General features: G+C 65.4%; 18 protein-coding genes. 10 read left to right on the top strand and 8 right to left on the bottom strand.

Annotated elements, in window-relative coordinates:
• Positions 1-71: 71 nt before the first annotated feature.
• From cmk to MSG32_RS18045, 7 genes are all read right to left on the bottom strand, one after another.
• Positions 72-791, bottom strand: coding sequence for a (d)CMP kinase (cmk, locus tag MSG32_RS00565; protein ID WP_043331443.1), 720 nt, complete (start codon positions 789-791; stop codon positions 72-74).
• A complete protein-coding gene (locus tag MSG32_RS00560; RefSeq protein WP_131433164.1) occupies positions 788-3,019 on the bottom strand; it encodes a bifunctional prephenate dehydrogenase/3-phosphoshikimate 1-carboxyvinyltransferase in 2,232 nt (743 codons plus the stop codon). The genes cmk and MSG32_RS00560 overlap by 4 nt, the downstream gene beginning before the upstream one ends.
• Positions 3,020-3,087: 68 nt before the next feature.
• Positions 3,088-4,227: a prephenate dehydratase gene (pheA, locus tag MSG32_RS00555; RefSeq protein WP_052384256.1), complete on the bottom strand. Its 1,140-nt coding sequence runs from the start codon at positions 4,225-4,227 to the stop codon at positions 3,088-3,090.
• 13 nt (positions 4,228-4,240) lie between these two features.
• The gene (serC, locus tag MSG32_RS00550; RefSeq protein ID WP_054555590.1) at positions 4,241-5,335 is read right to left on the bottom strand and encodes a 3-phosphoserine/phosphohydroxythreonine transaminase; all 1,095 of its coding nucleotides are present in this window, start codon (positions 5,333-5,335) and stop codon (positions 4,241-4,243) included.
• A gap of 58 nt (positions 5,336-5,393) precedes the next feature.
• On the bottom strand, positions 5,394-8,171 hold the full coding sequence (gene gyrA / locus MSG32_RS00545) for a DNA gyrase subunit A (RefSeq protein WP_248376909.1): 2,778 nt from the start codon (positions 8,169-8,171) through the stop codon (positions 5,394-5,396).
• A gap of 247 nt (positions 8,172-8,418) precedes the next feature.
• Positions 8,419-8,967 (bottom strand): thioesterase family protein, encoded by a 549-nt coding sequence (locus MSG32_RS00540; RefSeq protein WP_248376908.1) that lies wholly within the window; start codon positions 8,965-8,967, stop codon positions 8,419-8,421.
• Positions 8,968-9,098: 131 nt separating this feature from the next.
• Entirely contained in the window at positions 9,099-10,202 is a 1,104-nt protein-coding gene (locus MSG32_RS18045; RefSeq protein WP_248376907.1) for a YHYH protein, read from the bottom strand.
• A gap of 344 nt (positions 10,203-10,546) precedes the next feature.
• Between MSG32_RS18045 and MSG32_RS00530 the strand changes: the two genes are divergently transcribed.
• Both MSG32_RS00530 and MSG32_RS00525 read left to right on the top strand, forming a co-directional pair.
• Positions 10,547-11,467, top strand: coding sequence for a recombination-associated protein RdgC (locus MSG32_RS00530; RefSeq protein WP_043331446.1), 921 nt, complete (start codon positions 10,547-10,549; stop codon positions 11,465-11,467).
• 62 nt (positions 11,468-11,529) lie between these two features.
• Positions 11,530-12,798: a 1-acyl-sn-glycerol-3-phosphate acyltransferase gene (locus MSG32_RS00525; RefSeq protein ID WP_052384259.1), complete on the top strand. Its 1,269-nt coding sequence runs from the start codon at positions 11,530-11,532 to the stop codon at positions 12,796-12,798.
• Between the two features lie 85 nt (positions 12,799-12,883).
• On the opposite strand, the gene MSG32_RS00520 is transcribed toward MSG32_RS00525, so the two are convergent.
• Positions 12,884-14,425: a TrkH family potassium uptake protein gene (locus tag MSG32_RS00520; RefSeq protein WP_248376906.1), complete on the bottom strand. Its 1,542-nt coding sequence runs from the start codon at positions 14,423-14,425 to the stop codon at positions 12,884-12,886.
• 331 nt (positions 14,426-14,756) lie between these two features.
• Between MSG32_RS00520 and MSG32_RS00515 the strand changes: the two genes are divergently transcribed.
• The 8 genes from MSG32_RS00515 to MSG32_RS00480 all read left to right on the top strand — a co-directional run bounded on the left by MSG32_RS00515 (position 14,757) and on the right by MSG32_RS00480 (position 21,690).
• Positions 14,757-15,470: a beta-ketoacyl synthase chain length factor gene (locus tag MSG32_RS00515; RefSeq protein ID WP_248376905.1), complete on the top strand. Its 714-nt coding sequence runs from the start codon at positions 14,757-14,759 to the stop codon at positions 15,468-15,470.
• A gap of 8 nt (positions 15,471-15,478) precedes the next feature.
• On the top strand, positions 15,479-16,282 hold the full coding sequence (locus tag MSG32_RS00510; RefSeq protein WP_248376903.1) for a lysophospholipid acyltransferase family protein: 804 nt from the start codon (positions 15,479-15,481) through the stop codon (positions 16,280-16,282).
• 145 nt (positions 16,283-16,427) lie between these two features.
• Positions 16,428-16,697, top strand: a complete 270-nt coding sequence (locus tag MSG32_RS00505; protein WP_043331448.1) for a phosphopantetheine-binding protein — start codon at positions 16,428-16,430, stop codon at positions 16,695-16,697.
• A complete protein-coding gene (locus MSG32_RS00500) occupies positions 16,687-16,959 on the top strand; it encodes an acyl carrier protein (RefSeq protein ID WP_043331449.1) in 273 nt (90 codons plus the stop codon). The genes MSG32_RS00505 and MSG32_RS00500 overlap by 11 nt, the downstream gene beginning before the upstream one ends.
• A complete protein-coding gene (locus tag MSG32_RS00495) occupies positions 16,956-17,573 on the top strand; it encodes a hypothetical protein (protein WP_248376902.1) in 618 nt (205 codons plus the stop codon). Before MSG32_RS00500 ends, MSG32_RS00495 begins: the two co-directional genes overlap by 4 nt.
• Positions 17,574-17,729: 156 nt before the next feature.
• Positions 17,730-19,760: an AMP-binding protein gene (locus MSG32_RS00490; protein WP_248376900.1), complete on the top strand. Its 2,031-nt coding sequence runs from the start codon at positions 17,730-17,732 to the stop codon at positions 19,758-19,760.
• Positions 19,757-20,620: a glycosyltransferase family 2 protein gene (locus MSG32_RS00485; RefSeq protein ID WP_248376899.1), complete on the top strand. Its 864-nt coding sequence runs from the start codon at positions 19,757-19,759 to the stop codon at positions 20,618-20,620. The genes MSG32_RS00490 and MSG32_RS00485 overlap by 4 nt, the downstream gene beginning before the upstream one ends.
• Positions 20,617-21,690 (top strand): glycosyl transferase, encoded by a 1,074-nt coding sequence (locus tag MSG32_RS00480; RefSeq protein ID WP_248376898.1) that lies wholly within the window; start codon positions 20,617-20,619, stop codon positions 21,688-21,690. The genes MSG32_RS00485 and MSG32_RS00480 overlap by 4 nt, the downstream gene beginning before the upstream one ends.
• The last annotated feature ends 49 nt before the right edge of the window (positions 21,691-21,739 follow it).

Genomic DNA, 21,739 nt, shown 5'->3' with positions numbered 1-21,739 from the left:
CCCGGAGGCCGTATTGCAACAGCAGGCGATCAATCCGTTGTTCTGACGACTTACAGGCTGAGACTCGAGTCTCAGCGCGCCGCTACCAGGCCGTATTCGACCAGCAGCTGCTGGATGCGTTCGATCACCTGGTCGATGTCGAGATCCGTCGTATCGAGGATCACGCCGTCGTCTGCAGGCTTGAGCGGGGCGACTGCCCGGCCCATGTCACGCGCATCGCGCGCCTGTATTTCTGTCAAAAGGCTCGAAATATTAGCATCGACACCCGCTTCCTGCAACTGGGCATGACGACGACGCGCACGTTCCTCGGCGCTTGCCGTCAGGAAGATCTTGAGCGGCGCACCGGTGAAGACCACCGTGCCCATGTCGCGACCATCGGCCACCAGGCCCGGCGCGCGCGCAAAGGCGCGCTGGCGCGCCAGCAGTGCAGTCCGCACACGCGGTTGGGCCGCGATGATGGAGGCATTGTTGCCCACCGACTCGAGACGGATGTCACGGGTGACGTCCTCGCCTTCCAGAATCACGCTGGTGGCGTCGCCTTCGGCATCGAACTGCACATCGAGGTGCTCGGCGATGGTCGCCACGGCATCCTCGTCTTCCAGCGCCACGCCATGACGCTCGGCGGCCAGTGCCGTCAGGCGATACAGCGCACCGGAATCCAGCAGATGCCAGCCCAGGCTCGCCGCGACCAGACGACTGATGGTGCCCTTGCCTGCCCCGCCGGGGCCATCAAGGGTCAACACCGGCGCGTCGCAGATCTGGCTGTGATGAGGTGTCGCTTCCCCGCTCATGAAGCCTCCTGGCCGGGTGCCACGGCACCGAGGTTCTCGACCTGCATGCCGACTTCCGCGGCCAGCGCCACGAAGTTCGGGAAGGAGGTCGCGACATTGGCGCAGTCGTCGATCAGGATCTCGCCCTGGGCGCGCAGCGCCGCGACACTGAAGGCCATCGCGATGCGGTGATCGCCGTGGCTGTCGACCAGGCCGCCACCGTAGGCGCCGCCACGGATATCGATACCGTCCGCGACCACTTCGTGCTCGACGCCGATCTGCGCCAGACCGTCCGCCATCACCTGGATGCGATCGGATTCCTTGACGCGCAGCTCCTCGGCGCCACGCAGGCGGGTCATGCCCTCGGCGTTGGCGGCGGCGATGAACAGTGCAGGGAATTCGTCGATGGCCAGCGGCACCTGGTCTTCCGGAATGTCGATGCCCTTGAGCGGCGCATAACGGATGTGCAGATCTGCCACCGGCTCGCCGCCGACTTCGCGCTCATTGGAGACGCTCAGGTCGGCCCCCATGGCCTTGAGGATGTTGATCACGCCGATGCGCGTCGGGTTGATGCCGACGTGCTCCAGCACCAGGTCGGAGCCCGGCGTGATGGCCGCGGCGACCAGGAAGAAGGTAGCGGAGGAGATGTCGGCCGGCACGTCGATCGGGCAGGCTTCGAGGCTGCCGCCACCGTTCAGCCATGCCTCGGCGCCCTGACGCTCGACCTTGTAGCCGAAGCCATTGAGCATGCGCTCGGTGTGGTCACGCGTCGGCGCCGGCTCGATGGCACGCGTCTCGCCTTCGGCGTAGAGACCGGCCAGCAGCAGGCACGACTTGACCTGCGCGGACGCCATCGGCATCTCGTAACGGATGCCCTTGAGCGGCTGACCACCGTGGATACGCAGCGGCGGACGGCCGTTGTCTGCGGTATCGATCACCGCGCCCATCTCGCGCAGCGGATTGGCGACGCGGTCCATCGGACGCTTGGTCAGCGAGGCATCACCGGTCAGCTCGGTGTCGAAGGCCTGGCCGGCCAGCAGACCAGCGAACAGGCGCATCGCGGTGCCGGAGTTGCCGACATACAGCGGGCCCGGCGGCTGCTTCAGGCCGTTGAGACCCACACCGTGAATGGTGACACGACCCTGATGCGGGCCTTCGATGACCACGCCCATGTCGCGGAAGGCCTGCAGCGTGGCCAGGCTGTCTTCCCCTTCCAGGAAGCCTTCGACTTCGGTCACGCCAGTCGCCAAGGCGCCCAGCATGATGGAGCGATGCGACATGGACTTGTCGCCCGGCACACGAATGCGCCCCTGAACCTGCCCACCCGGCAGTGCACGGTACCGCACGTTCTGCTGTTCCATGGTCTGATAACTCGTCTGTTTCAAGAGGGTATTGAAGTAGTGTCGGGCGTGGCTTGCGCGGGTGAATATCCCCAGCATCGCCTCACCATCGCCCGCGGTCACGGCAGCGCGCACCCGCGCTACCCCGGCCTCGAATTCATCCAACGCCTCCAGCACCGCATCGCGGTTGGCCAGATAGACGTCGCGCCACATCACCGGGTCACTGCCCGCGATGCGCGTAAAATCACGGAAACCGCCCGCCGCGTAGCGGAAGATCTCCAGCCGCTCATCCTGGCGCGCCAGGCTGTCGACCAGCGAGAACGCCAGCAGGTGCGGCAGATGGCTGGTGCGCGCCAGCACTTCATCGTGGCGCGCCACGCTCATGCTCAGAAGCTGGGCACCACATACCGACCACATGGCCGCCACGCGTGCCACGGCCTCGGCATCGCTGTCCGGCTCCGGCGTCAGGATCACCTTGTGATCGCGATAGAGCTCGGGATTGGACGCCGCGACGCCGCTCTTCTCGGACCCGGCGATCGGGTGACCGAGCACCAGATTCGGCGGCATGCGACCGAAGACGCCGAGCGCCGCATCGCGGATCGCGCCCTTGGTGCTGCCGACATCGGTGATGACGGCGTCATCATCCAGCAACGGCGCCAGTTCGGCCATCACGCTCTGCATCGCCATCACCGGCACGCACAGCACGATCAGCGAGGCGCCCGGTACCAGCGCCGCCAGTTGCGTGCTGCCACCGTCGATCAGCCCCATGCGCTGGCCGAGGCAGATCTCGTTGGAGTCACGATCACAGGCGAGAATCTCGCCGCGATGGCCCGCCGCGCGCAATGCCGCGGCCAGCGAGCCACCGATCAAGCCCAGTCCGACCAGCAGGATACGCCGCTCGCCGGCCAGGCGCTCCGCTGACGGCAGCGAGGACAGCAGGTCTGACGGCGCAGCATGGCGCGTGTGGTCAACCTCGCTCACAGCACACCGACCGGGTAGGACCCGAGCACCTTGACGTCCGCCGCGCACTGACGCAGCTCTTCCAGCGTCGCCGTGATGAGCGGGTCATCACGGTGGCCACGGAAGTCGATGAAGAAGACATAGTTCCAGGCACCGGAGCGTGACGGACGCGTCTCGACGCGGGTCAGGTCGATCTGGTGACGGTGGAACGGCGCCAGCAGGTCGTGCAGCGCCCCCGGCTGGTTGCGCATCGCCACCACGATGGAGGTCTTGTCATCGCCGGACGCCGGCACCGAGCTGTCACCGATGATCAGGAAGCGCGTGGAGTTGTCGGGGCTGTCCTCGATCTTCTCCTCGACCTTCTCCAGCTCATAGAGCTTGGCCGCCATGTCACCGGCAATCGCCGCACTGTGCCACTCGGTGCGCACCTGACGCGCGGCCTCGGCATTCGAGGACACCGCGATGCGCTCGGCGTGCGGGAAGTGGGCATCCAGCCACTTGCGGCACTGGGCCAGCGACTGGGCGTGGGAATAGATGCGCGAGATCTTCTCGCGACGCGTATTCGGGCCCACCAGCAGGTGATGGTGAATGCGCAGCACCACTTCGCCGGAGATCTTGAGCTGCGAGCCCATGAACGAATCCAGCGTGTGGTTGATGACGCCCTCGGTGGAGTTCTCCACCGGCACCACACCGTACTGCACCGCGCCCGCTTCCACTTCGCGGAACACCTCGTCGATGGCAGCCATCGGCTTGGTCACGGCACTGTCACCGAAGTGCTTGAGCGCGGCCTGCTGGGTGAAGGTGCCTTCCGGGCCGAGATAGGCCAGACGGATCGGCTGCTCCAGTGCCAGACAGGCGGACATAATCTCGCGGAACAGACGCGCCATCTCCTCGCCTTTCAGCGGGCCGGGGTTGTTGGCCATGATGCGACGCAACACCTGGGCTTCGCGCTCCGGACGATAGAACTGCACCTGGCCGTCCTCGCCCACGTCACCGGCCGCCAGCTTGACCTCGGCGACCTGCTGCGCGCAGCCCGCGCGCTCGCTGATCAGGTTCAGCAGCTCGTTGTCGATGGCGTCGATGCGCTGACGCAGGTCGTCCAGCGTCACCGCCTTGCCCGCCGCCTGCGGCGCAGGGCTCTCCTTGGAATCCGACATCTCACCTCCTCCCTTAGCCGTGACGGCGCGCGAAGTCGCCCATGAAGTCCACCAGCGCAGTGACGGCAGCTTCCGGCACGGCGTTGTAGAGGCTGGCACGCATGCCACCGACGCTGCGGTGACCGGCCAGATTCAAGAGACCCGCCGCTTCGGACTCGGCGAGGAAAGTCTTGTCGAGACGGTCATCGGCCAGCACGAACGGCACGTTCATGCGTGAGCGGTTCTCGGTGACGATCGGGTTGGAATAGAAGTCGCTGCCATCGATGGCCGCGTAGAGTGCCTGCGCCTTGCGATCATTGATCGCGTTCATGGCGGCGAGGCCACCGACCTCGTCCTTGAGCCACTCGAACACCAGCCCGGAGAGATACCAGGCGTAGGTCGGCGGCGTGTTGAACATGGAGTTGGCCTCGGCGGCCGTCTTCCAGTTCAGCATGGTCGGGCAGTCCTTGCGGGCACGATCGAGCAGGTCTTCGCGCACGATGACCAGCGTCAGACCCGCCGGACCGATGTTCTTCTGGGCGCCGGCATAGATGACGCCGAAACGACTGACATCCAGCGGGCCAGACAGGATGGAAGACGACATGTCACACACCAGCGGCACGCCATCCGCTGCCACCTCGGGGATGTAGTCGAACTCGAGGCCGCCGATGGTCTCGTTGGCGGTGTAGTGCAGATAGCCCACATCACCGGAGAGCTGGATCGCGTTCTGGCGCGGCACGGCGATCAGGCCATTGCTCTCGCTGGAGGCTGCCACGTGGCTGCCCACCGCCAGATGCTCGGCTTCCTTGATCGCCTTCTTGCCCCAGATACCGGTATACAGATAGTTGGCACTGCCGCCCGCGCCCAGCAGGTTCAGCGGCACACCCGCAAACTGGGTCGAGGCGCCACCCTGCATGAACAACACGCGATAGTTGGACGGAATCTCGAGCAGTTCGCGCAGGTCCGCCTCGGCCTTCTCGGCGATGGCCACGAATTCGTCGGAGCGATGACTCATCTCCATGACGGACAGTCCGCGGCCCTGATAATCCAGCATCTCGGCGCGGGCGCGCTCCAGGACAGCGGTCGGCAGTGCAGCAGGACCGGCGCAGAAGTTGAACTTGCGTGTCATGTCGTCTTATTTCCCGAAAGTGAAGCGACCGCCCCGAAGGCGGTCGCAATCCAGCGTCTTATTCCGCGTCTGTCGGCGGGGTATCCGTCGACTCGGCATCATCTCCCGCCTGCACCTGTTCGTCGGTGCTCAGCGCCTCTTCGTCCAGCTCATCCTGCACCACGACGACCTCTTCCGGCTCGTCGACACGCACCGTCGTCACCAGACGCTCCTCTTCCGCGGTGCGGATCAAGGTCACGCCCTGGGTGTTGCGCGAGGTGGTGGACACCTCGGCGACGCGGGTACGTACCAGGGTGCCGCGATCGGTGATCAGCATCAGTTCATCGTTGTCGCTGACCTGCACCGCGCTGACCAGATCACCGTTGCGCTCGCTGGTCTGCATCGCGATCACGCCCTGGCCACCACGGCCACGCAGCGGGAACTCTTCCAGACGCGTGCGCTTGCCGAAGCCATTGGCGGACGCGGTCAGGATGTAGCACTGCGGCACCTCACCGCTGGCGACGCTGTCTTCCGTCGCGCCCTCGGTGGTTGCCACATCAGCGCTCTCGACGCCTTCCGCCGTCGCGTCCGCGGCGTCATCGACCTCGATCTCGTTGTCATCGATCGCGGTGGTGCGCGGAATGATCAGGCTGATGACCTGTGCATCGTCGAGCAGACGCATGCCGCGCACACCACGGGCGGTACGGCCCATCACGCGCACGTTCTGCTCTTCGAAGCGGATCGCCTTGCCGTTGGAGGACACCAGCATGACGTGGTCGGAGCCGGACGTGATGTCGGCGCCGATCAGGCGGTCACCTTCCTCGATGTCCAGCGCGATCAGGCCGACACTGCGCGGACGCGAGAACTGGCTCAGCGCGGTGCGCTTGACCGTGCCGTTGGCGGTGGCGAAGAAGATGTAGCTGTCGGCGGCGTAATCCCGCACCGGCAGGATGGTGGTGACCCACTCGCCGTCGTCCAGCGGAATCAGGTTGACCAGCGGCTTGCCGCGCGAGCCACGTGACGCCTGCGGCATCTCGTAGACCTTGAGCCAGTACACCTTGCCCTTGTTGGAGAACAGCAGCACGGTGTCGTGGGTCGAGGCGACCAGCAGGTGCTCGATGACATCCTCGTCCTTCATCGAGGTGGCGGACTTGCCGCGGCCACCACGCTTCTGGGCCTGGTAGTCAGACAGCGGCTGGGTCTTGGCGTAACCGCTGCGCGAGACCGTCACCACCATGTCTTCCTCGTTGATGAGGTCTTCGATGGTCAGGTCACGACGGCTGGTCATGATCTCGGTGCGGCGCTCATCGGCGTACTGGGCACGCACTTCGCGCAGCTCTTCGCGGATGACTTCCATCAGGCGGTCGGCAGAGGACAGGATCTCCATCAGCTCGGCGATGCGCTCGAGGATGGAGGAGTACTCGGCCAGCAGCTTCTCGGTCTCGAGACCGGTCAGGCGATGCAGACGCAGCTCGAGGATGGCCTGAGCCTGGGCCGGCGACAGACGGTAGTGCTTGGCGTCTTCAGACAGGCCCAGACCTTCCGGCAGATCTTCCGGACGGCAGGAAGTGGCACCGGCGCGCTCGAGCATCTCGACCACCTGGCCCGGCTGCCATTCGCGATCGATCAGCTTTTCCTTGGCTTCCGCCGCGCTCGGCGAGCCCTTGATCAGCTCGATCACCTCATCGATGTTCGAGATCGCCACCGCCAGACCTTCAAGAATGTGGCCACGTTCACGCGCCTTCTTGAGTTCGAACAGGGTACGACGGGTGACGACTTCACGACGGTGACGGATGAAGGATTCCAGAATCTGCTTGAGATTCAGGATCTTCGGCTGACCTTCGTGCAGCGCGACCATGTTGATGCCGAACACGGTCTCGAGCTGGGTCTGGGAGAAGAGGTTGTTGACGACCACTTCACCCGACTCGCCACGCTTGGTCTCGATGACCACGCGCAGACCGTCCTTGTCGGACTCGTCACGCAGCTCGGCGATGCCCTCGATCTTCTTGTCCTTGACCAGTTCGGCGATCTTCTCGATCAGACGCGCCTTGTTCACCTGGTAGGGAAGCTCGGTGATGATGATGTGATCACGGCCGTTCTTGTCGTTGTGCTCGATGGTATGCACGGCACGCACGTAGATACGACCACGACCGGTACGGTAGGCATCGAGGATGCCGGCACGGCCGTTGATGATACCGGCGGTCGGGAAGTCCGGCCCCGGGATGTATTCCATCAGCTCATCGATGGTCAGGTCGCCGTTGTCGATCAGCGCCAGACAGCCATCGATGACCTCGCCCATGTTGTGGGGCGGGATGTTGGTGGCCATGCCCACGGCGATACCGGATGAGCCATTGACCAGCAGGTTCGGGGTCTTGGTCGGCAGTACACCGGGAATGCGCTCGGTGCCGTCATAGTTGTCGACCCAATCGACGGTGTCCTTCTCGAGGTCCGCCAGCAGCTCGTGCGCCAGGCGCGCCATGCGCACCTCGGTGTAACGCATCGCCGCGGCGCTGTCGCCATCGATGGAACCGAAGTTGCCCTGACCATCCACCAGCACATAGCGCATGGAGAAGTGCTGGGCCATGCGAACGATGGTGTCGTAGACCGCACTGTCACCGTGCGGGTGGTATTTACCGATCACATCGCCGACGACACGGGCAGATTTCTTGTAGGCCTTGTTCCAGTCATTGTTCAGCTCATGCATCGCGAACAGTACGCGACGGTGAACCGGTTTGAGGCCATCGCGAACATCCGGCAAGGCACGCCCGATGATGACGCTCATCGCGTAATCGAGATACGACTGCTTGAGCTCGTCCTCGATGTTGACTGGCAGTATCTCTCTGGCGATCTCACCCATGATTCGTCAAATCCTTGAACTCAACTGTTGGCGCCACTGCAGCAACGACGCATGCTCCGTCGGTACTGCAGCGCGGCAGTGGCGTGAAGCAGACACGGGGTGCCAGCTCCGCGGCACCGAAGTGGCGGCATTATATCACTTGCGAGCGCGCCTAGCAGCTCACACGACGCCGCAAGGACACCTCAGTACGGTAGTACGGCCGTCAATATGCGCGGCCTGCTGGCTCATGCCTCGCCGCTGAGGGCGATCAGGCCGTTTCTTCACTGACCAACGCGCCCAGCAGCGCGCCGATCTCGCCGTCCAGCGGCATGGCACGACCGGTGTCGGTATTCATCAGCACGAAGGTGAAGTCCGCCCTGGAGACCAGCGCCCCGGAACGCGGATGCACCTCGCCCATGCGCCGCTCGCCCAGATGGATCTCCTGGCGCATGATCATCTTGCGTCGCCCGAGCTCGGCCAGCCGCGTGGTGATGACCAGCTCATCATGCACGGTGGCGGGATAGTGCCAATCCAGGTTGAGGTTGACCGCCACCATCGCGATGCCTTCTCGCTTGAGCGCGGCCAGATCGAGATGCGCGAGCATGAACTCCCAGCGCCCTTCCTCATAGAATTCCAGATAGCGGGCATTGTTGACGTGCCCATAGCCATCCAGATGGTAGCCACGCACCGTCAGGGTCGTGCGACTGACGACGCCTGCGTGATTGCCGACGTCTGTGTGAATGCCGATGTCTGCGTGATTGCCGACGTCTGTGTGACTGCCGTCCGCTGCCTGCGGTGGATTGCTGTCGTGTTGCATCCCTGCCTCCCGTCCGTGAAACGATCGCGCCGTGTGGCCATCGTCAGCTGATCTTATGCCGGTGACGGACAGAAAAACAAACGCTTGGCTGAATGACGGCACCGGCCCTGCTCGCCATCCCGGCAAGGCGGCTACTCGCCGGGCGGACCCTGCGGTGGCCTCTCTCCTCCCTCCTCGTCGAGGAAGTGCCCCTTCTCGCCCATGAAGCAGCCGAAGATCTGGTTAACCCCCGGCGCGGAGGCGTGATAGTGATAGCCACGCACCGGGTCCGTCTCACCGCCACACTCATCCAGGTCAGCGGGGATGTTGCCGTCCTTGTCCTCTCTGGCATAGATGGCATAGCCATCCAGCGCATAGCCGATCATCGGTGAGTGACCATCTTCCTGAATGCCGATCTCGGAGCAGCCAGTGGCGGTGTGATAGTGATAGCCCTCATGCGGATTGGCATGCGCGCCGCAATCATCGAGCACCCCCAGGGTGTGAGAGCTCAGGATCAGCTCCAGCGGCGCCGGCGGGCCGAACAGCACGCCATTGAGCGCCACGCCGGTGTTGGAGCGGCCGGCAAGCGAGGTCGGCTCGGCGGCCGGTACCGGCACCTTGGGAATCACGACAGTCTTCTCGATGCCACCGCCCAGCTCATCCAGCGGACACTCGAGACAGAAGTTGTCGAAGCCTTCGATGGGGTTCGGGTTCCCCGCCACCTCACAGCCTCGCGCTCCGTCGATCACGGTGATCTCGCCCGTGTTGACGTCGTACATCTGCCACTCCTTGTCCTTGTAGAGAGTGGCCAGATTCTTGATGAACTCGCCGTCCACCTGATAGAGGGTGCCCTCGCCATCCATCCAGGTGCCGCCTTCCTCCTCACCGGAATGGATATTGGGCGGGCAGAAAGGCCCCTCCGGCGAGGTTTGCGGGTCCGCGGGCGCACCGGCCACACGGAACTGATAGCAGGTCGTCTGCGTGCCGCCGCTCAAGGTGCAATCGACGGTCTCGACCTCGCCGACGATCGCGCCCTCGGCAAACATCCCAGGCTCCAGCCCGAGCGCCGCCGGGGCAGATTCGCCGTCAGCGGCTGCCTCTTTCGTGACCGTTGCACTGGTCTCGGCCGCGCTGGCCGCCTTGTCGTGGGCGTCATGCTCCCCGCTGCAGCCGAACAGCAGCAGGGTCAGCGCCGCCAGCGTCAGTGGTCGTGCCCGTTTCAGCGCGCTCGCGCCCGTCTTTACAAAATCCTCCACAACCGTCTCCTCAGCAGTCCCCACAGCAGTCTCCACAACAACGTCGTCGATCACTCTGCCGCCCTCCGCGTCTCAAGTCTGATGGTCGATGCCTGCGGGTCGATGCCTGCTGGTCGATATCTGTCGAGCGATACCGCAAACCGCCAGACCGCGTACCGCCAGGTCGACTCAAGACTAGCGCCACAGCGTGCACACAGTATGTCCTTGCGCTCGCGCGAGATGGTCGGCAACCGCAGTGTGACGCAGGGTCACGTCCACGGCGGATGACCCGCCGCATGAGTTTCGCCATAATATGCGCCATTCAGACGGGCAGCCCCCGTTCACCGGACTCAAGGACTGGTCGCATGTGGTTCAAGAACCTGCAACTGTATCGCCTGCACGATAGCGCACCGCTGGAAGAGGGTCGTCTCGCCGACGCCCTGCCGGAGCATGTCTTCCGGCCGGTCACCGGCGTCGAAGCCAAGCGTATCGGCTGGGTGGCACCTGGCGGTCGCAACAGCGACCTGCTGGTGCACGAGATTCAGGGCCATTTCCTGATCAGCGCCCTGCGCCAGGAGCGCGTACTGCCCTCCGCCGTGGTCAAGGAAGAACTCGAGGAGCGCGTGGCCGAGCGCGAGACCGCCGAAGGCCGTCCGCTGCGTCGCCGCGAGAAGCTGACCCTCAAGGAGCAGATCTACGAGGAGCTGCTGCCGCGCGCCTTCACGCGCTCCTCGCGCACCGACCTGTGGTGGGACAGCCGGCGCGGCCTGATCGCCGTCAACGCCTCGAATGCCAAGCGCGCCGAGGAAGTGCTGGACCTGCTGCGCCAGACACTGGGCACGCTCAAGGTCACGCCGCTGGCCGTCGCGCAGCCGCCTTCCCAGGTGATGACCACCTGGCTCAAGGATGTCAGCTCACGCCCGGAAGACCTGATCGTCGGTGACCAGGTCGAACTCAAGGCGCCGGGCGGCGAAGATGGCGTGCTGCGTGCGCGTCAGTTCGACCTCGACGGCGAGGAAATCCAGACGGCGCTGAATCTGGGCCGCGTGGTCAGCAAGCTGGCGCTGGAAGTCGATGGCCGCGTCGCGCTGGTGCTCGGTGAGGACATGGCGCTCAAGAGCCTCAAGTTCGCCGATGCCGTGGTCGATGAAGCCAACGCCCAGGATGACGGCGAAGACCCCATCCTGCGTCTGGAGACCGACTTCGCGCTGATGGCCCAGGTGCTGTCCGGCGTGATCGAGCAGATGACCGCCTGGCTGGGTGGTGAAGCCCAGCCCGCCAGCTGAGCCTTGGGCCCGCTGCCGACCTTCTCTTTTTTCAGAATGACAAACCCGGATGACGTGCGTCGATGACTGACACTGCAACACCCAAGCCTGCCACGACCAGCGAACAGGACCCGTTCGCCGATATTCGCCCCTACCACGACGACGAGGTAGCGGAGGTGCTGGTACGCCTGGAGCAGGACCGCGAGCTGCTCGACACCCTGACTCGCTTCCGCCTGCCGGGCCTGACCCAGCGTTTCCCGTGGCTGGCACGTCAGATCGCGCGCCTGGCCATCAAGCGCGAGATGATTGGCGTCAAGGACGTTGCCAGTTTCCAGAGCCGCATCGCCGTCTACATGGCCCGCATGATCCACACCACCACCACCAGCTTCGAGACGGTGGGACTGGAGCGTCTGTCGCCGGACACGCCGTATCTGTTCCTGTCCAACCATCGCGACATCTCGCTGGACCCGGCCTTCGTCAACTACGCCCTCTATCGTCACGGGCGTGACACGGTGCGCATCGCCATCGGTGACAACCTGCTGCAGAAGCCCTTCGTCACCGACCTGATGCGCCTCAACAAGAGCTTCATCGTGCCGCGCTCCGCCAAGGGCAAGCGCGCGATGCTGGCCGCCTATCAGTCGCTGTCGGGCTATATCCGCCACTCGCTGACCCACGACCAGCACTCCATCTGGCTGGCCCAGCGTGAAGGGCGCGCCAAGGACGGCCGTGACGGCACCGAGAGCGCCATCATCAAGATGCTGACCATGGCGGCGCGCACCGCCGACAAGACACGCCCGTTCAGCGAGGCGGTCAGCGAGCTCAACATCGTGCCGGTGTCGATCAGCTACGAGTTCGACCCCTGTGACCTGCAGAAGGCGCGTGAGCTGGCGGCCGTCGCCAATGAAGGCCGTTACGAGAAGGTGCAGTACGAGGACATCAAGTCCATCGCGGCGGGCATCAGCGGCCACAAGGGGCGCGTCAAGCTGGTGTTCGGCGAGCCGCTCAAGGGCGACTTCGAGACCCCGGAAGACGTGGTGAAGGAAGTCGACCGTCAGGTGCTGGCCTACTACACCCTCTACCCGAGCCATCAGCTGGCACTCGAGAAGCTGGCCGCCAGCCGCCCGCAGCTGCGTGAGGAGCCGCGTCTGGCCTCGGCGCTGGATGTCTCGGCCATCAGCGGTGCCGAGCGCGCCACCTTCGAGAACCGCCTCGCAGAGGTACCCGCAGAGCTCAAGGACTGGTGGCTGGTGCAATACGCCAATCCGATCCTCAATCGCGAAGGGCTCTCCATCGATCTCGACGAGAAGCTCGATGCCGCCGAGGCGACGGACGGCGAGAAGGTCGCGCAGTAAGCCAGCACTGCGGAGCAAGACACTTGAGTCTTGTACCTGCCACGAAAAAGCCACCGTCAATCGACGGTGGCTTTTTCGTGGGCCGCTACTTGCGCCAGAAGCTGGGCGAGAACAGCACCAGCACGGTCAATATCTCGAGACGCCCCATCAGCATGCCGATGCACAGCAACCACTTGGCACTGTCCGGCAGGCTCGAGAAGTTGCCCGCCGGGCCGATGATCTCGCCCAGCCCCGGGCCGACGTTGGTGACGGCCGTGGCGGCGCCGGTCACCGCGGTGATCAGGTCCAGCCCGATGAACGACAGCGCCAGCGCCAGGCCACCGATGGTGATGAAGAAGAAGAACGAGAAGGCGATCACGGCGCGCACCACCTCATCGGGCAGCGCGCGGCCGTTGTAGCGCTGCGAGAAGACGCCATTGGCATGGATCAGCGAGCGCAGATGGTTGCCGAGCATGATCAGGCCGATCTGCAGGCGGAAGATCTTCATGCCGCCGCTGGTCGAGCCGCTGCAACCGCCGACGAAGGTCAGATAGAAGAAGGCCACCACCGCAAAGGGCCCCCAGGCACTGTAGTCGTCGCTGGCGTAGCCGGTAGTCGTCACCACCGAGATGACATTGAAGGTCACCTGGGTCAGCGCCGTGAAGATGGGCTCGCCATTGACGACGCGATACAGCGTCAGCAAGGCGATCACCCACCCCAGCAGACGCAGGAAGCCGCGCACCTGGGCATCACGCCACAGGACACCGGCCTGGTCCTGCCAGGCGCGGATGAACAGCACGAAGGGCAGCGCCCCCAGCAACATGAACGCCGACGCCATCCACAGCAGATGGGGCCGGTCGGAATAGACGCCCATCGAGCTGTCGTAATTGGAGAAACCGCCGGTAGCCAGCGACGTCATGCCATGCACCAGCGCATCCAGCCAGTGCATGCCGCCCAGCCAGTAACAGACGATGGCCAGCAAGGACAGCCCGACATAGACCAGCCCGATGGCCTTGGCCACGCCACCGGCACGCGGCAGCACCTTGTCGGACCAGTCCGAGGATTCGGTCTGGAACAGGCGCATGCCGCCGACCTTCAGAAACGGCAGGATCGCGATCGCCATCACGATGATGCCGATGCCGCCGACCCACTGCATCAGGCCGCGCCACAGCTTGAGGCCATCCGAGAGCCCTTCGATGTCAGACAGCACGGTGGAGCCGGTGGTGGTGATCGCCGACACCGATTCGAACACGGCATCGGTCACGCCCAGGTGGGTGGCACCGAAGATCAACGGCAGGCTCGAGTAGGCCGACACCAGCACCCAGCTCAGCGTCGTCAGCACGAACATCGCACGCGGCTTGAGCTGCAGCTCCACCTTGCGCGATACCGTCAGCATGATGGCCGCCGAGCCGAGCGTGATGCCCAGCGAGATCAGAAAGGCGCTGGCATCCGCATCCGCTTCACCGAGCAACACCAGCAAGGGCGCCAGCATCATCAAGGCCACCACGCACAGCAGCAGGCCGAGTACCCGGATGACCGGCAACCACTCCGAGAGCGACAGAAGGCGAACCAGTGCCTGCGAGTGCGCTCGGGTCGCCTGCCCTGCGCGAGCCCGTCTACGCAGCAGGTCCCGCGAGCCACCCTTCATGCCACCGACCTGTTGATGACCGTCATCATTGTGCGTCCTCAGCGTTTTACCCCATGACGCCCCGGGCGCCAGTCTCAGTGCGGCGATACCCTACACCCTCTTCCGCCGCTGTCCAGCGCCGCCACAGCGGTGACCCGCCGCAGGACATCACGCCCCGACACCTCACGTCAGGCGCCTTGTGCCGCCCTGCAAGCTGCTATCCTGCCAACGACACGCGTAGCCACGCCGCCTGCTCAGCGCCAACACGCCTGAGCCCGGTTGGGCTGCCCAACCCCTGTGCGGTACACTGAGACCCCAATATGGCAACGATGCGTTCACGGACAAGAACCTCATGCGTCTGACTGATTGGCGAGCCTGGCAGGCGAGTGCGACCCGCACCGCCCACGACAGCCGCGTAGATATCACCCCCTCCCCGCGTGCCGAGCAAGTCCCGGCCATGCAGCGTCGTCGACTCAGCCCGGTCGGCCAGGCCTGCTGCAAGCTGCTGTTCGCGCTCGACCCTGACGCCGACCTGCCCATCATCCATGCCTCGCGTCATGGCGATACCGGCAAGATTCTCGCCCTGCTGGATGCCGCCACCCAGTCCGACGAAGCCCTGTCACCGGCACGCTTCTCGCTCTCGGTGCACAACGCCGTGCTGGGCATGTACTCGATCACCGGCAAGTCCCATCAGCCGCTGGAAGCCCTCGCCGCCTGCGGCAACGAATTCGAGGCGCTGATGAGCGAGGCGCTCGGCTATCTGAGCGAGCGCGAGGACGTCATCGTGCTGTTCTCCGATATCGCCGCGCCGGAGGCCTTCCTGCACCACGGCGACTACCCGGCGTGCGCCAGCGCCGTCGCCCTGCGCCTGAGCCGCCGCAGTGACGATGACAGCGCATGGACACTGAGCGCCACGCCTGGCGAGTCAATGACGGACAGCGCCCCGACGCCGCTTGAGGTCATTGCCTGGCTCGAGCAGGCCGGGGCTGAGACGCTCGCCTGTCGTCGCCATCACTGGCAGCTGAGCCGCGCTCACGCCGCCTCACCGACGCCGCAAGCAGACTGATGCCCCGCATGCTGTCGTCACCCTTCGGACGCCTGTGGCGTGGCATCGCCACGGCCATCAGCTTCCTGACCTTCGGGCTGGGCGGCTTGCTGGTGGGGGGAATGTGGCCACTGCTGACACTGGTGGTACGCCGCCCCGAGAAACGACAGAAGCTCGCGCGCAGCATCATCCATCACTGCATGCGCGGCTTCGTGGGTCTGATGCGCGGCCTGGGCGTGCTCGACTATCGCCTGCACGACTGCGAGCGCCTGCAACGCCCGGGCCTGCTGGTGCTGGCCAATCACCCGACGCTGATCGATGTGGTCTTCCTGCTCGCGCTGATTCCCCACGCCGACTGCGTGGTCAAGGGGCGGCTGGCACGCAACCCCTTCACCCGTGGCCCCATCCGCGCCGCGGGCTACATCACCAATGAAGAGCCGCAGGGCGTGCTCGAGGCCGCCGGCGCGAGCCTGGCGCGCGGCAATGCCTTGATCCTGTTTCCGGAAGGCACGCGCAGCGTGCCCGGGCGCGCACTGAAATTCCGCCGCGGCGCCGCCAACATCGCGCTGCGCACGCCAAGCGAGATCACCCCCGTGCTGATCGACTGCCAGCCCAGCACCCTGACCAAGGGCGAGCCCTGGTATCACATCCCGGCCCGGCGGGTGATGCTCAATATCAAGGTGCTGCCGGACATGACGGCGCATGTCGCACCGCCACCGGCAGCAGAGGATGAAGTGCCGCTGTCACTCGATGCCCGCCAGTTGACGCGCCGCCTGGCCAGCGACTTTGCCGCTGAGCTGGCCGCCTTTCAGCAACGGATTCGCGAGTCATGACAACGCGCTGCGCCGCACTGCCCCTGAGCTTGATGTTGATCAGATAGCGAGAAAAAGTGATTAAGATATTCGGCCTTCCCGCCGTTAATAAAGCCTGCTGCCATTCATACCGGCCATTATCGGTACGCCGACACGAGGAATACTCATGAGCGATAGCGCCAAGCTGGAACTGGAACTCAAGCAACTGATCATCGACACCCTGGAGCTTGAGGACATCACGCCGGACGACATCGTCGCCGATGAACCGCTGTTCGTGGACGGCCTGGGGCTGGATTCGATTGACGCCCTGGAACTCGGTCTCGCGCTGCAGAAGCAGTACGGCATCACGCTGGACGCCGAAGCCGAGGACACTCGCGCGCATTTCGCCAGCCTCAATGCCCTGCGTGAACTCGTGGAGGCCCGTCGTGAGCGCTGAGCAACAGACCGCGTCCCGCGAAGAGATCTATGCCCATGTGCGTAGCACCCTGATCGAGCTGTTCGAGATCGATGCCGCTGACATCCACCCCGAGGCGCTGCTCTATGAAGACCTCGACATCGACAGCATCGATGCGGTGGACCTGGTGGTCGAACTCAAGAAGTTCACCGGCCGCCGCATCGAAGCCAATGACTTCAAGAGCGTACGCAGCCTCGATGATGTCGTGACTGCCGTCGAGCAGCTGATGCAGCGCCAGGCATGACGTCATTGTCCTCTGGTCGAGGGCGACGTCCGTCACTGCCAAGGCTGTTGCTTGGCGGGCTGGGCGTCGTGGCCGCCGTGTGCTGGCCACTGCTGGTCTATGCCCTGCTCTCGCGGCTGACGGCAGACCCGGCGGGCGACGCGACCAGCGGACATGTCTCGCCCTGGGTGTGGGCACTGATCGCGCTGGGCGCCTTGCTGATCCAGCGTCTGCCCTTGCCGTGGCTCCTGCGCCTGACGCTGGCCGCGCTGCTGATCGCCATCAGCCTGCTCAGCGAGGCGGAACTGGGGCTGCGCGCCTATCCGGTGCTGGTCAATCTGGCCATGCTCAGCGTGTTCGCCACCAGTCTGTGGCGCGGCATGCCGGTCATCGAGCGTCTGGCGCGCCTGCAGGAGCCTGATCTGCCCGCCGCCGGCGTGCGTTATACCCGCAAGGTCACCCGAGTGTGGTGCGGCTTCTTCGTCTTCAATGCCAGTGTTGCTGCGGCCACGGCGCTGTATGCCGACCTCGCGACCTGGACGCTCTACAACGGCCTGGTGAGCTACGTGCTGATGGGGCTGCTGTTCTGCGGCGAATGGCTGGTACGCCGTCGCCTGCGCCGCGCCGATGGCTGAGCTCGGTTATCGATGAGCTTGGTTATCGATGAGCTCGGCTATCGATAGCTGAGTCCATGCATTGATTCGCCCCGCGTGGATTTGCCCGGCGTGGATACGCCCGGCGTGGATACGCCCCCAGATGAATTCGACTTTCTGAAGAGTTGCCTGCCTCACATGTCTGATGCCCGCCAGCCTGCCAGCCGCGCCACCGCACGCTCCACTGAGCAAGACGCCGCCCAGCGCGCCACCTCCCTCATCCATCAGGGCTGGCGCCAGCTCGCCCGACTCGAGCCCGCGGCGCCGGCCTGCTGGCTGGCCAGTCCCGGTCAGCCGCTGCGCCCGCTGAGTCGTGCCGAGCTGATGGCACGCGTCGATGCCTGGCATCAGTGGCTGGACAACCTGCCCGCTGCGCATGCTGGCCGCCGGCCCGGTGCGCGCTGGGTGCTGTTCCAGCCCACGGCGCTTGGCGCCTGCGTGCAGCTGCTGGCGCTGTGGGAGCGCGGCATGCTCGCCGTGCTGCCCGGCGATGACCGCCCGGAATCCCTGGCCCGCCTGGCCGAGAGCAGTGATGGCCAGCTGCCCGAGACCAGCGCCGCTGGCTGGCCGCTGGAGCAACCCGGCACTCTCGGCACTGTCAGCTATACCGGCTCTACCGCAGCACCGAACGCACCGTTCGAGATCAACCCGGACGACGCGCGTCTCGCGCTGGAGCTCTGCACCTCCGGCTCCACCGGCGAGCCGCTGCGCATCGCCAAGCGCTTCGATCAGCTCGAGGCCGAACTGGCCGTGCATCGCACGCTGTGGCCGCTGGCGACGGACGCTTCAAGCACTGACTCAGCGTCTGAGCCAAGCACAGGCACCGTCAGCCTCAGCCAGGTCAGTCACCAGCACATCTACGGTCTGTTGGTGTCGCTGCTGCGCCCGCTCAGCGAAGGGGTGCCGTTTCTCAGCGAAGCCTGCCACTACCCGGAGCAGCTGGCCGCCGCCATCGCGCAGCTGTCCGGCCTCGGGCATCGCTGCCAGCTGGTCAGCTCGCCGGCCCAGCTGGCGCGCCTGCCAAAGGTCAGTGACGAGAGCCGCGTGGCAGGCCAGGCTCAGGTGTTGCGAGTCTTCTCTTCAGGTGCCCCGCTGCCGGCCGAGGCCGCCCGCCACGCCGAGAACTGCCTGCAGGCGCCGGTGATCGAGATCTACGGCAGTACCGAGACGGGCGGCATCGCGCATCGCCGCCAGCACGAGACGCCCCACTGGACACCGCTGCCGGAGGTCGAGCTCCGCTTCTCGCCCGCCTTCGCCGTGCGCTCACCGTTTCTGGAGCAGCCGAACGAGTGGTGGCAGCAGGCCGACAACGCCGCGCCGCTGGCGGCTGAGCCGCCGTCGCAAGGCGAGCAGCACGCAGCGCCACGCTTTCAGCTGCTGGGGCGCAGTGATCGGCTGGTCAAGCTGGCCGGCAAGCGGGTCTCGTTGAGCGCGGTGGAGCGCTGCCTGAACGAGCAGGAAGAGGTGCTGGAGGTACGTTGCCTGCCGATGCCCACTCGCGATCATCGCCTGGGCGCAGTGGTGGTGATGGACGAGAGCGTGCTGCCACAGGACCACGCCAGCCGCCGCGACCTGATCGCGCGTCTGCGCCGTGCACTGATGCCGGGCTTCGAGCGCATCGCCCTGCCGCGCTACTGGCGCTTCGTCACGCGCCTGCCGCTGAATGCCCAGGGCAAGTTCACGGCGGACTCCGTCGCGCGACTGTTTGCCGATCTCGACGATCATCGTCTGCCACGCTGGCTGGGCGAGACCTCCAGCGGCCCGCAGCAGCTGACGCTGGAAGCCGAGGTGCCCGACAGCCTGTGCTACCTCGAGGGTCATTTCGCCGCCCAGCCACTGGTGCCCGGCGTGGTGATGCTCAAGTGGGCTCGCGATCTCGGTCGCCGCCTGCGCCTGGCGGGTGTCGGCGTGCAGGAAAGCCGTTTTCAGCGTCTGGAGCGCATCAAGTTCTCCAACCTGTTGCTGCCGGGCATGCGCTTCTCGCTGGCCGCGACACTGGTCGCCGACAGCCACGGCCTGCGCGTCGACTTCCGCCTGGAATCCCGCGCGGGCCTGCATGCCAGTGGCCGCTTGCGCTACGGTGCTGATACCGATAGCGCACCTCTCAGTTCGCCACTCAGTTCGCCACTTAGTTCACCCCAGACGACACCCACACCGGAGGCGTCATGAGCCAGCCCCAGGCGCCGATGACCGGCCACACATCCTCTCCCCCCGTCAGCGAGTCGCCACTGCGCGCCTGCGTGGTGATTCCGGTCTACGATCACCCCGCCACCATCGCCGGCGTGTGTGCGGGTCTGGCACCGCTCGGGCTGCCCATCGTGCTGGTGGATGATGGCTGCAGCGCGCCCTGCGCCGCGGTGCTGGATCAGCTGGCGGCCGAGGGTCATCATCTGGTGCGTCGCGAGCAGAACGGCGGCAAGGGCGCTGCCGTACGCAGCGGCCTGCAGGCCGCCGAGCAGCTCGGCTTCACCCATGCCCTGCAGGTGGACGCCGATGGGCAGCACGATGTCGGCGATCTGCCCGCCTTCCTCAACGGCATGCAGGAAAATCCCGACTGCCTGCAGATCGGCTATCCGCAATACGACGCCAGCGTGCCGCGCATCCGCTTCTATGGCCGCTACGCCTCGCACATCTGGGTGTGGATCAACACCCTGTCGCTGGCCATCCGCGACACCATGTGCGGCGTGCGCCTCTACCCGCTGGCCGCCACCAACCGACTGCTGGCGCGTCATGACTGTGGCGATCGCATGTCCTTCGACACCGAGGTGCTGGTGCGCTGGTACTGGGCCGATGGCGAGGTCGCCAATCTGCCGGTGCATGTCAGCTATCCCACCGGAGGCGTCAGCCACTTCCGCCCCGGTCACGACAACCTGTTGATCAGCGCCATGCATACGCGACTGTTCCTCGGCATGCTGCTGCGCTCACCGAAACTTGCCTGGCGCACGCTGTCGGGACGCAATCGCAAGTCGCCATCCACTCATGTCAGTCGCCCCTCGCAGCCTGACGACGCGAAGGGGAAACACGAATGACCCATTGGGCACGCCTGTCAGAAACAGGCTCCACCACTGGCATGCGCCTGATGGTGACGATTCGTCGTCGCCTCGGCGCCTGGCCGTTTCGCATCGCGCTGTTTCCGGTGCTGGTGTGGTACTTCCTGCTGCGCGGGGTGGCGCGGCGCGCCTCCTTCGACTTCCTCAAGCGCCTTGAGCCAGATCTCGGCGGCGTACGTCTGTGGACGAGAAGCTTCGCCCACTTCATGCAGTTCGGTGAGGCGATCATGGACAAGGTCTCGGCCTGGAGTGGCGAGATTCCGCTGTCCTCGCTGACCGGCACCGGCCCGGAAGACCTGCGCGACGCCGCGCTGCGTGGCGAGGGCGGCATCATCCTCGTCGCTCACCACGGCAATCTGGATGTGATCAATGCCATCGGCGAGCGCCACGACATCGACCTGTGTGCGCTGGTGCACACGCGCCACGCCGAGAAGTTCAATCAGCTGCTGGAGCAGGCCACCGGCCGCAAGCCGCCGCAGATGATCGAGGTCAGCGAGATCACGCCCGCCACCGCCATGGCGCTGGGCGATCGCGTCAATCGCGGCGGCTTCGTGGTTATCGCCGCCGACCGCGTGCCGATTCCGCCCACCGTCGACGATGCCAAGGCAGAAGCCAACTCGGTCGAAGCCAACTCGGTCGAAGCCAACATGGCAAAAGGCAGCAGACCCGCGTCGCCGGCCAGTGCCGCTGCCTCACCGCGCGTGCTGCACTGTGATTTCATCGATCAGCCCGCGCCCTTCCCGCAGGGGCCCTTCATGCTGGCCGCGCTGCTGCGCTGTCACGTCTATACCCTGAGCTGCATTCGCGAACAGGGCGGCGCCCATCCGCGTTTCCGGGTCGATTTCGCGCCCTTCGATGACAGCCGCGCCGTCAAGCGCAGCGGTCGCGAGGCGTGGATCCAGCAGGCCATGCAGCGCCATGCCCGTCACCTGGAAGCACGCGTGAAGCGCCATCCGCTGCAGTGGTTCAACTTCTTCGACTTCTGGCATCAGGCGCCTGACAGCACGTCGAATCCAGACAGCGCGTCGGCTCCGAAACAGGACGTCTGAGCCGCGCCGGGCCTGCGACAACGCTGCTTCGCGCCCGGCTCTGCGGCCT

The organism is Cobetia sp. 1CM21F (genome assembly GCF_023161745.1).
Lineage (GTDB): Bacteria > Pseudomonadota > Gammaproteobacteria > Pseudomonadales > Halomonadaceae > Cobetia > Cobetia amphilecti.
The sequence above is the reverse complement of the archived record's forward strand: the minus strand, read 5'-3'. Positions and strand labels throughout refer to the sequence as shown.

Excerpts from the sequence above, each read along its gene's own strand:
- MSG32_RS00505 (WP_043331448.1), top strand. The coding sequence starts at position 16,428 with ATGAGCGATAGCGCCAAGCTGGAACTGGAACTCAAGCAACTGATCATC.
- MSG32_RS00540 (WP_248376908.1), bottom strand. The coding sequence starts at position 8,967 with ATGCAACACGACAGCAATCCACCGCAGGCAGCGGACGGCAGTCACACA.
- gyrA (WP_248376909.1), bottom strand. The coding sequence starts at position 8,171 with ATGGGTGAGATCGCCAGAGAGATACTGCCAGTCAACATCGAGGACGAG.
- MSG32_RS00480 (WP_248376898.1), top strand. The coding sequence starts at position 20,617 with ATGACCCATTGGGCACGCCTGTCAGAAACAGGCTCCACCACTGGCATG.
- MSG32_RS00510 (WP_248376903.1), top strand. The coding sequence starts at position 15,479 with ATGCTGTCGTCACCCTTCGGACGCCTGTGGCGTGGCATCGCCACGGCC.
- MSG32_RS00525 (WP_052384259.1), top strand. The coding sequence starts at position 11,530 with ATGACTGACACTGCAACACCCAAGCCTGCCACGACCAGCGAACAGGAC.
- MSG32_RS00495 (WP_248376902.1), top strand. The coding sequence starts at position 16,956 with ATGACGTCATTGTCCTCTGGTCGAGGGCGACGTCCGTCACTGCCAAGG.
- MSG32_RS00490 (WP_248376900.1), top strand. The coding sequence starts at position 17,730 with ATGTCTGATGCCCGCCAGCCTGCCAGCCGCGCCACCGCACGCTCCACT.
- cmk (WP_043331443.1), bottom strand. The coding sequence starts at position 791 with ATGAGCGGGGAAGCGACACCTCATCACAGCCAGATCTGCGACGCGCCG.
- MSG32_RS00515 (WP_248376905.1), top strand. The coding sequence starts at position 14,757 with ATGCGTCTGACTGATTGGCGAGCCTGGCAGGCGAGTGCGACCCGCACC.
- MSG32_RS00520 (WP_248376906.1), bottom strand. The coding sequence starts at position 14,425 with ATGAAGGGTGGCTCGCGGGACCTGCTGCGTAGACGGGCTCGCGCAGGG.
- pheA (WP_052384256.1), bottom strand. The coding sequence starts at position 4,227 with ATGTCGGATTCCAAGGAGAGCCCTGCGCCGCAGGCGGCGGGCAAGGCG.
- MSG32_RS00530 (WP_043331446.1), top strand. The coding sequence starts at position 10,547 with ATGTGGTTCAAGAACCTGCAACTGTATCGCCTGCACGATAGCGCACCG.
- MSG32_RS00485 (WP_248376899.1), top strand. The coding sequence starts at position 19,757 with ATGAGCCAGCCCCAGGCGCCGATGACCGGCCACACATCCTCTCCCCCC.
- serC (WP_054555590.1), bottom strand. The coding sequence starts at position 5,335 with ATGACACGCAAGTTCAACTTCTGCGCCGGTCCTGCTGCACTGCCGACC.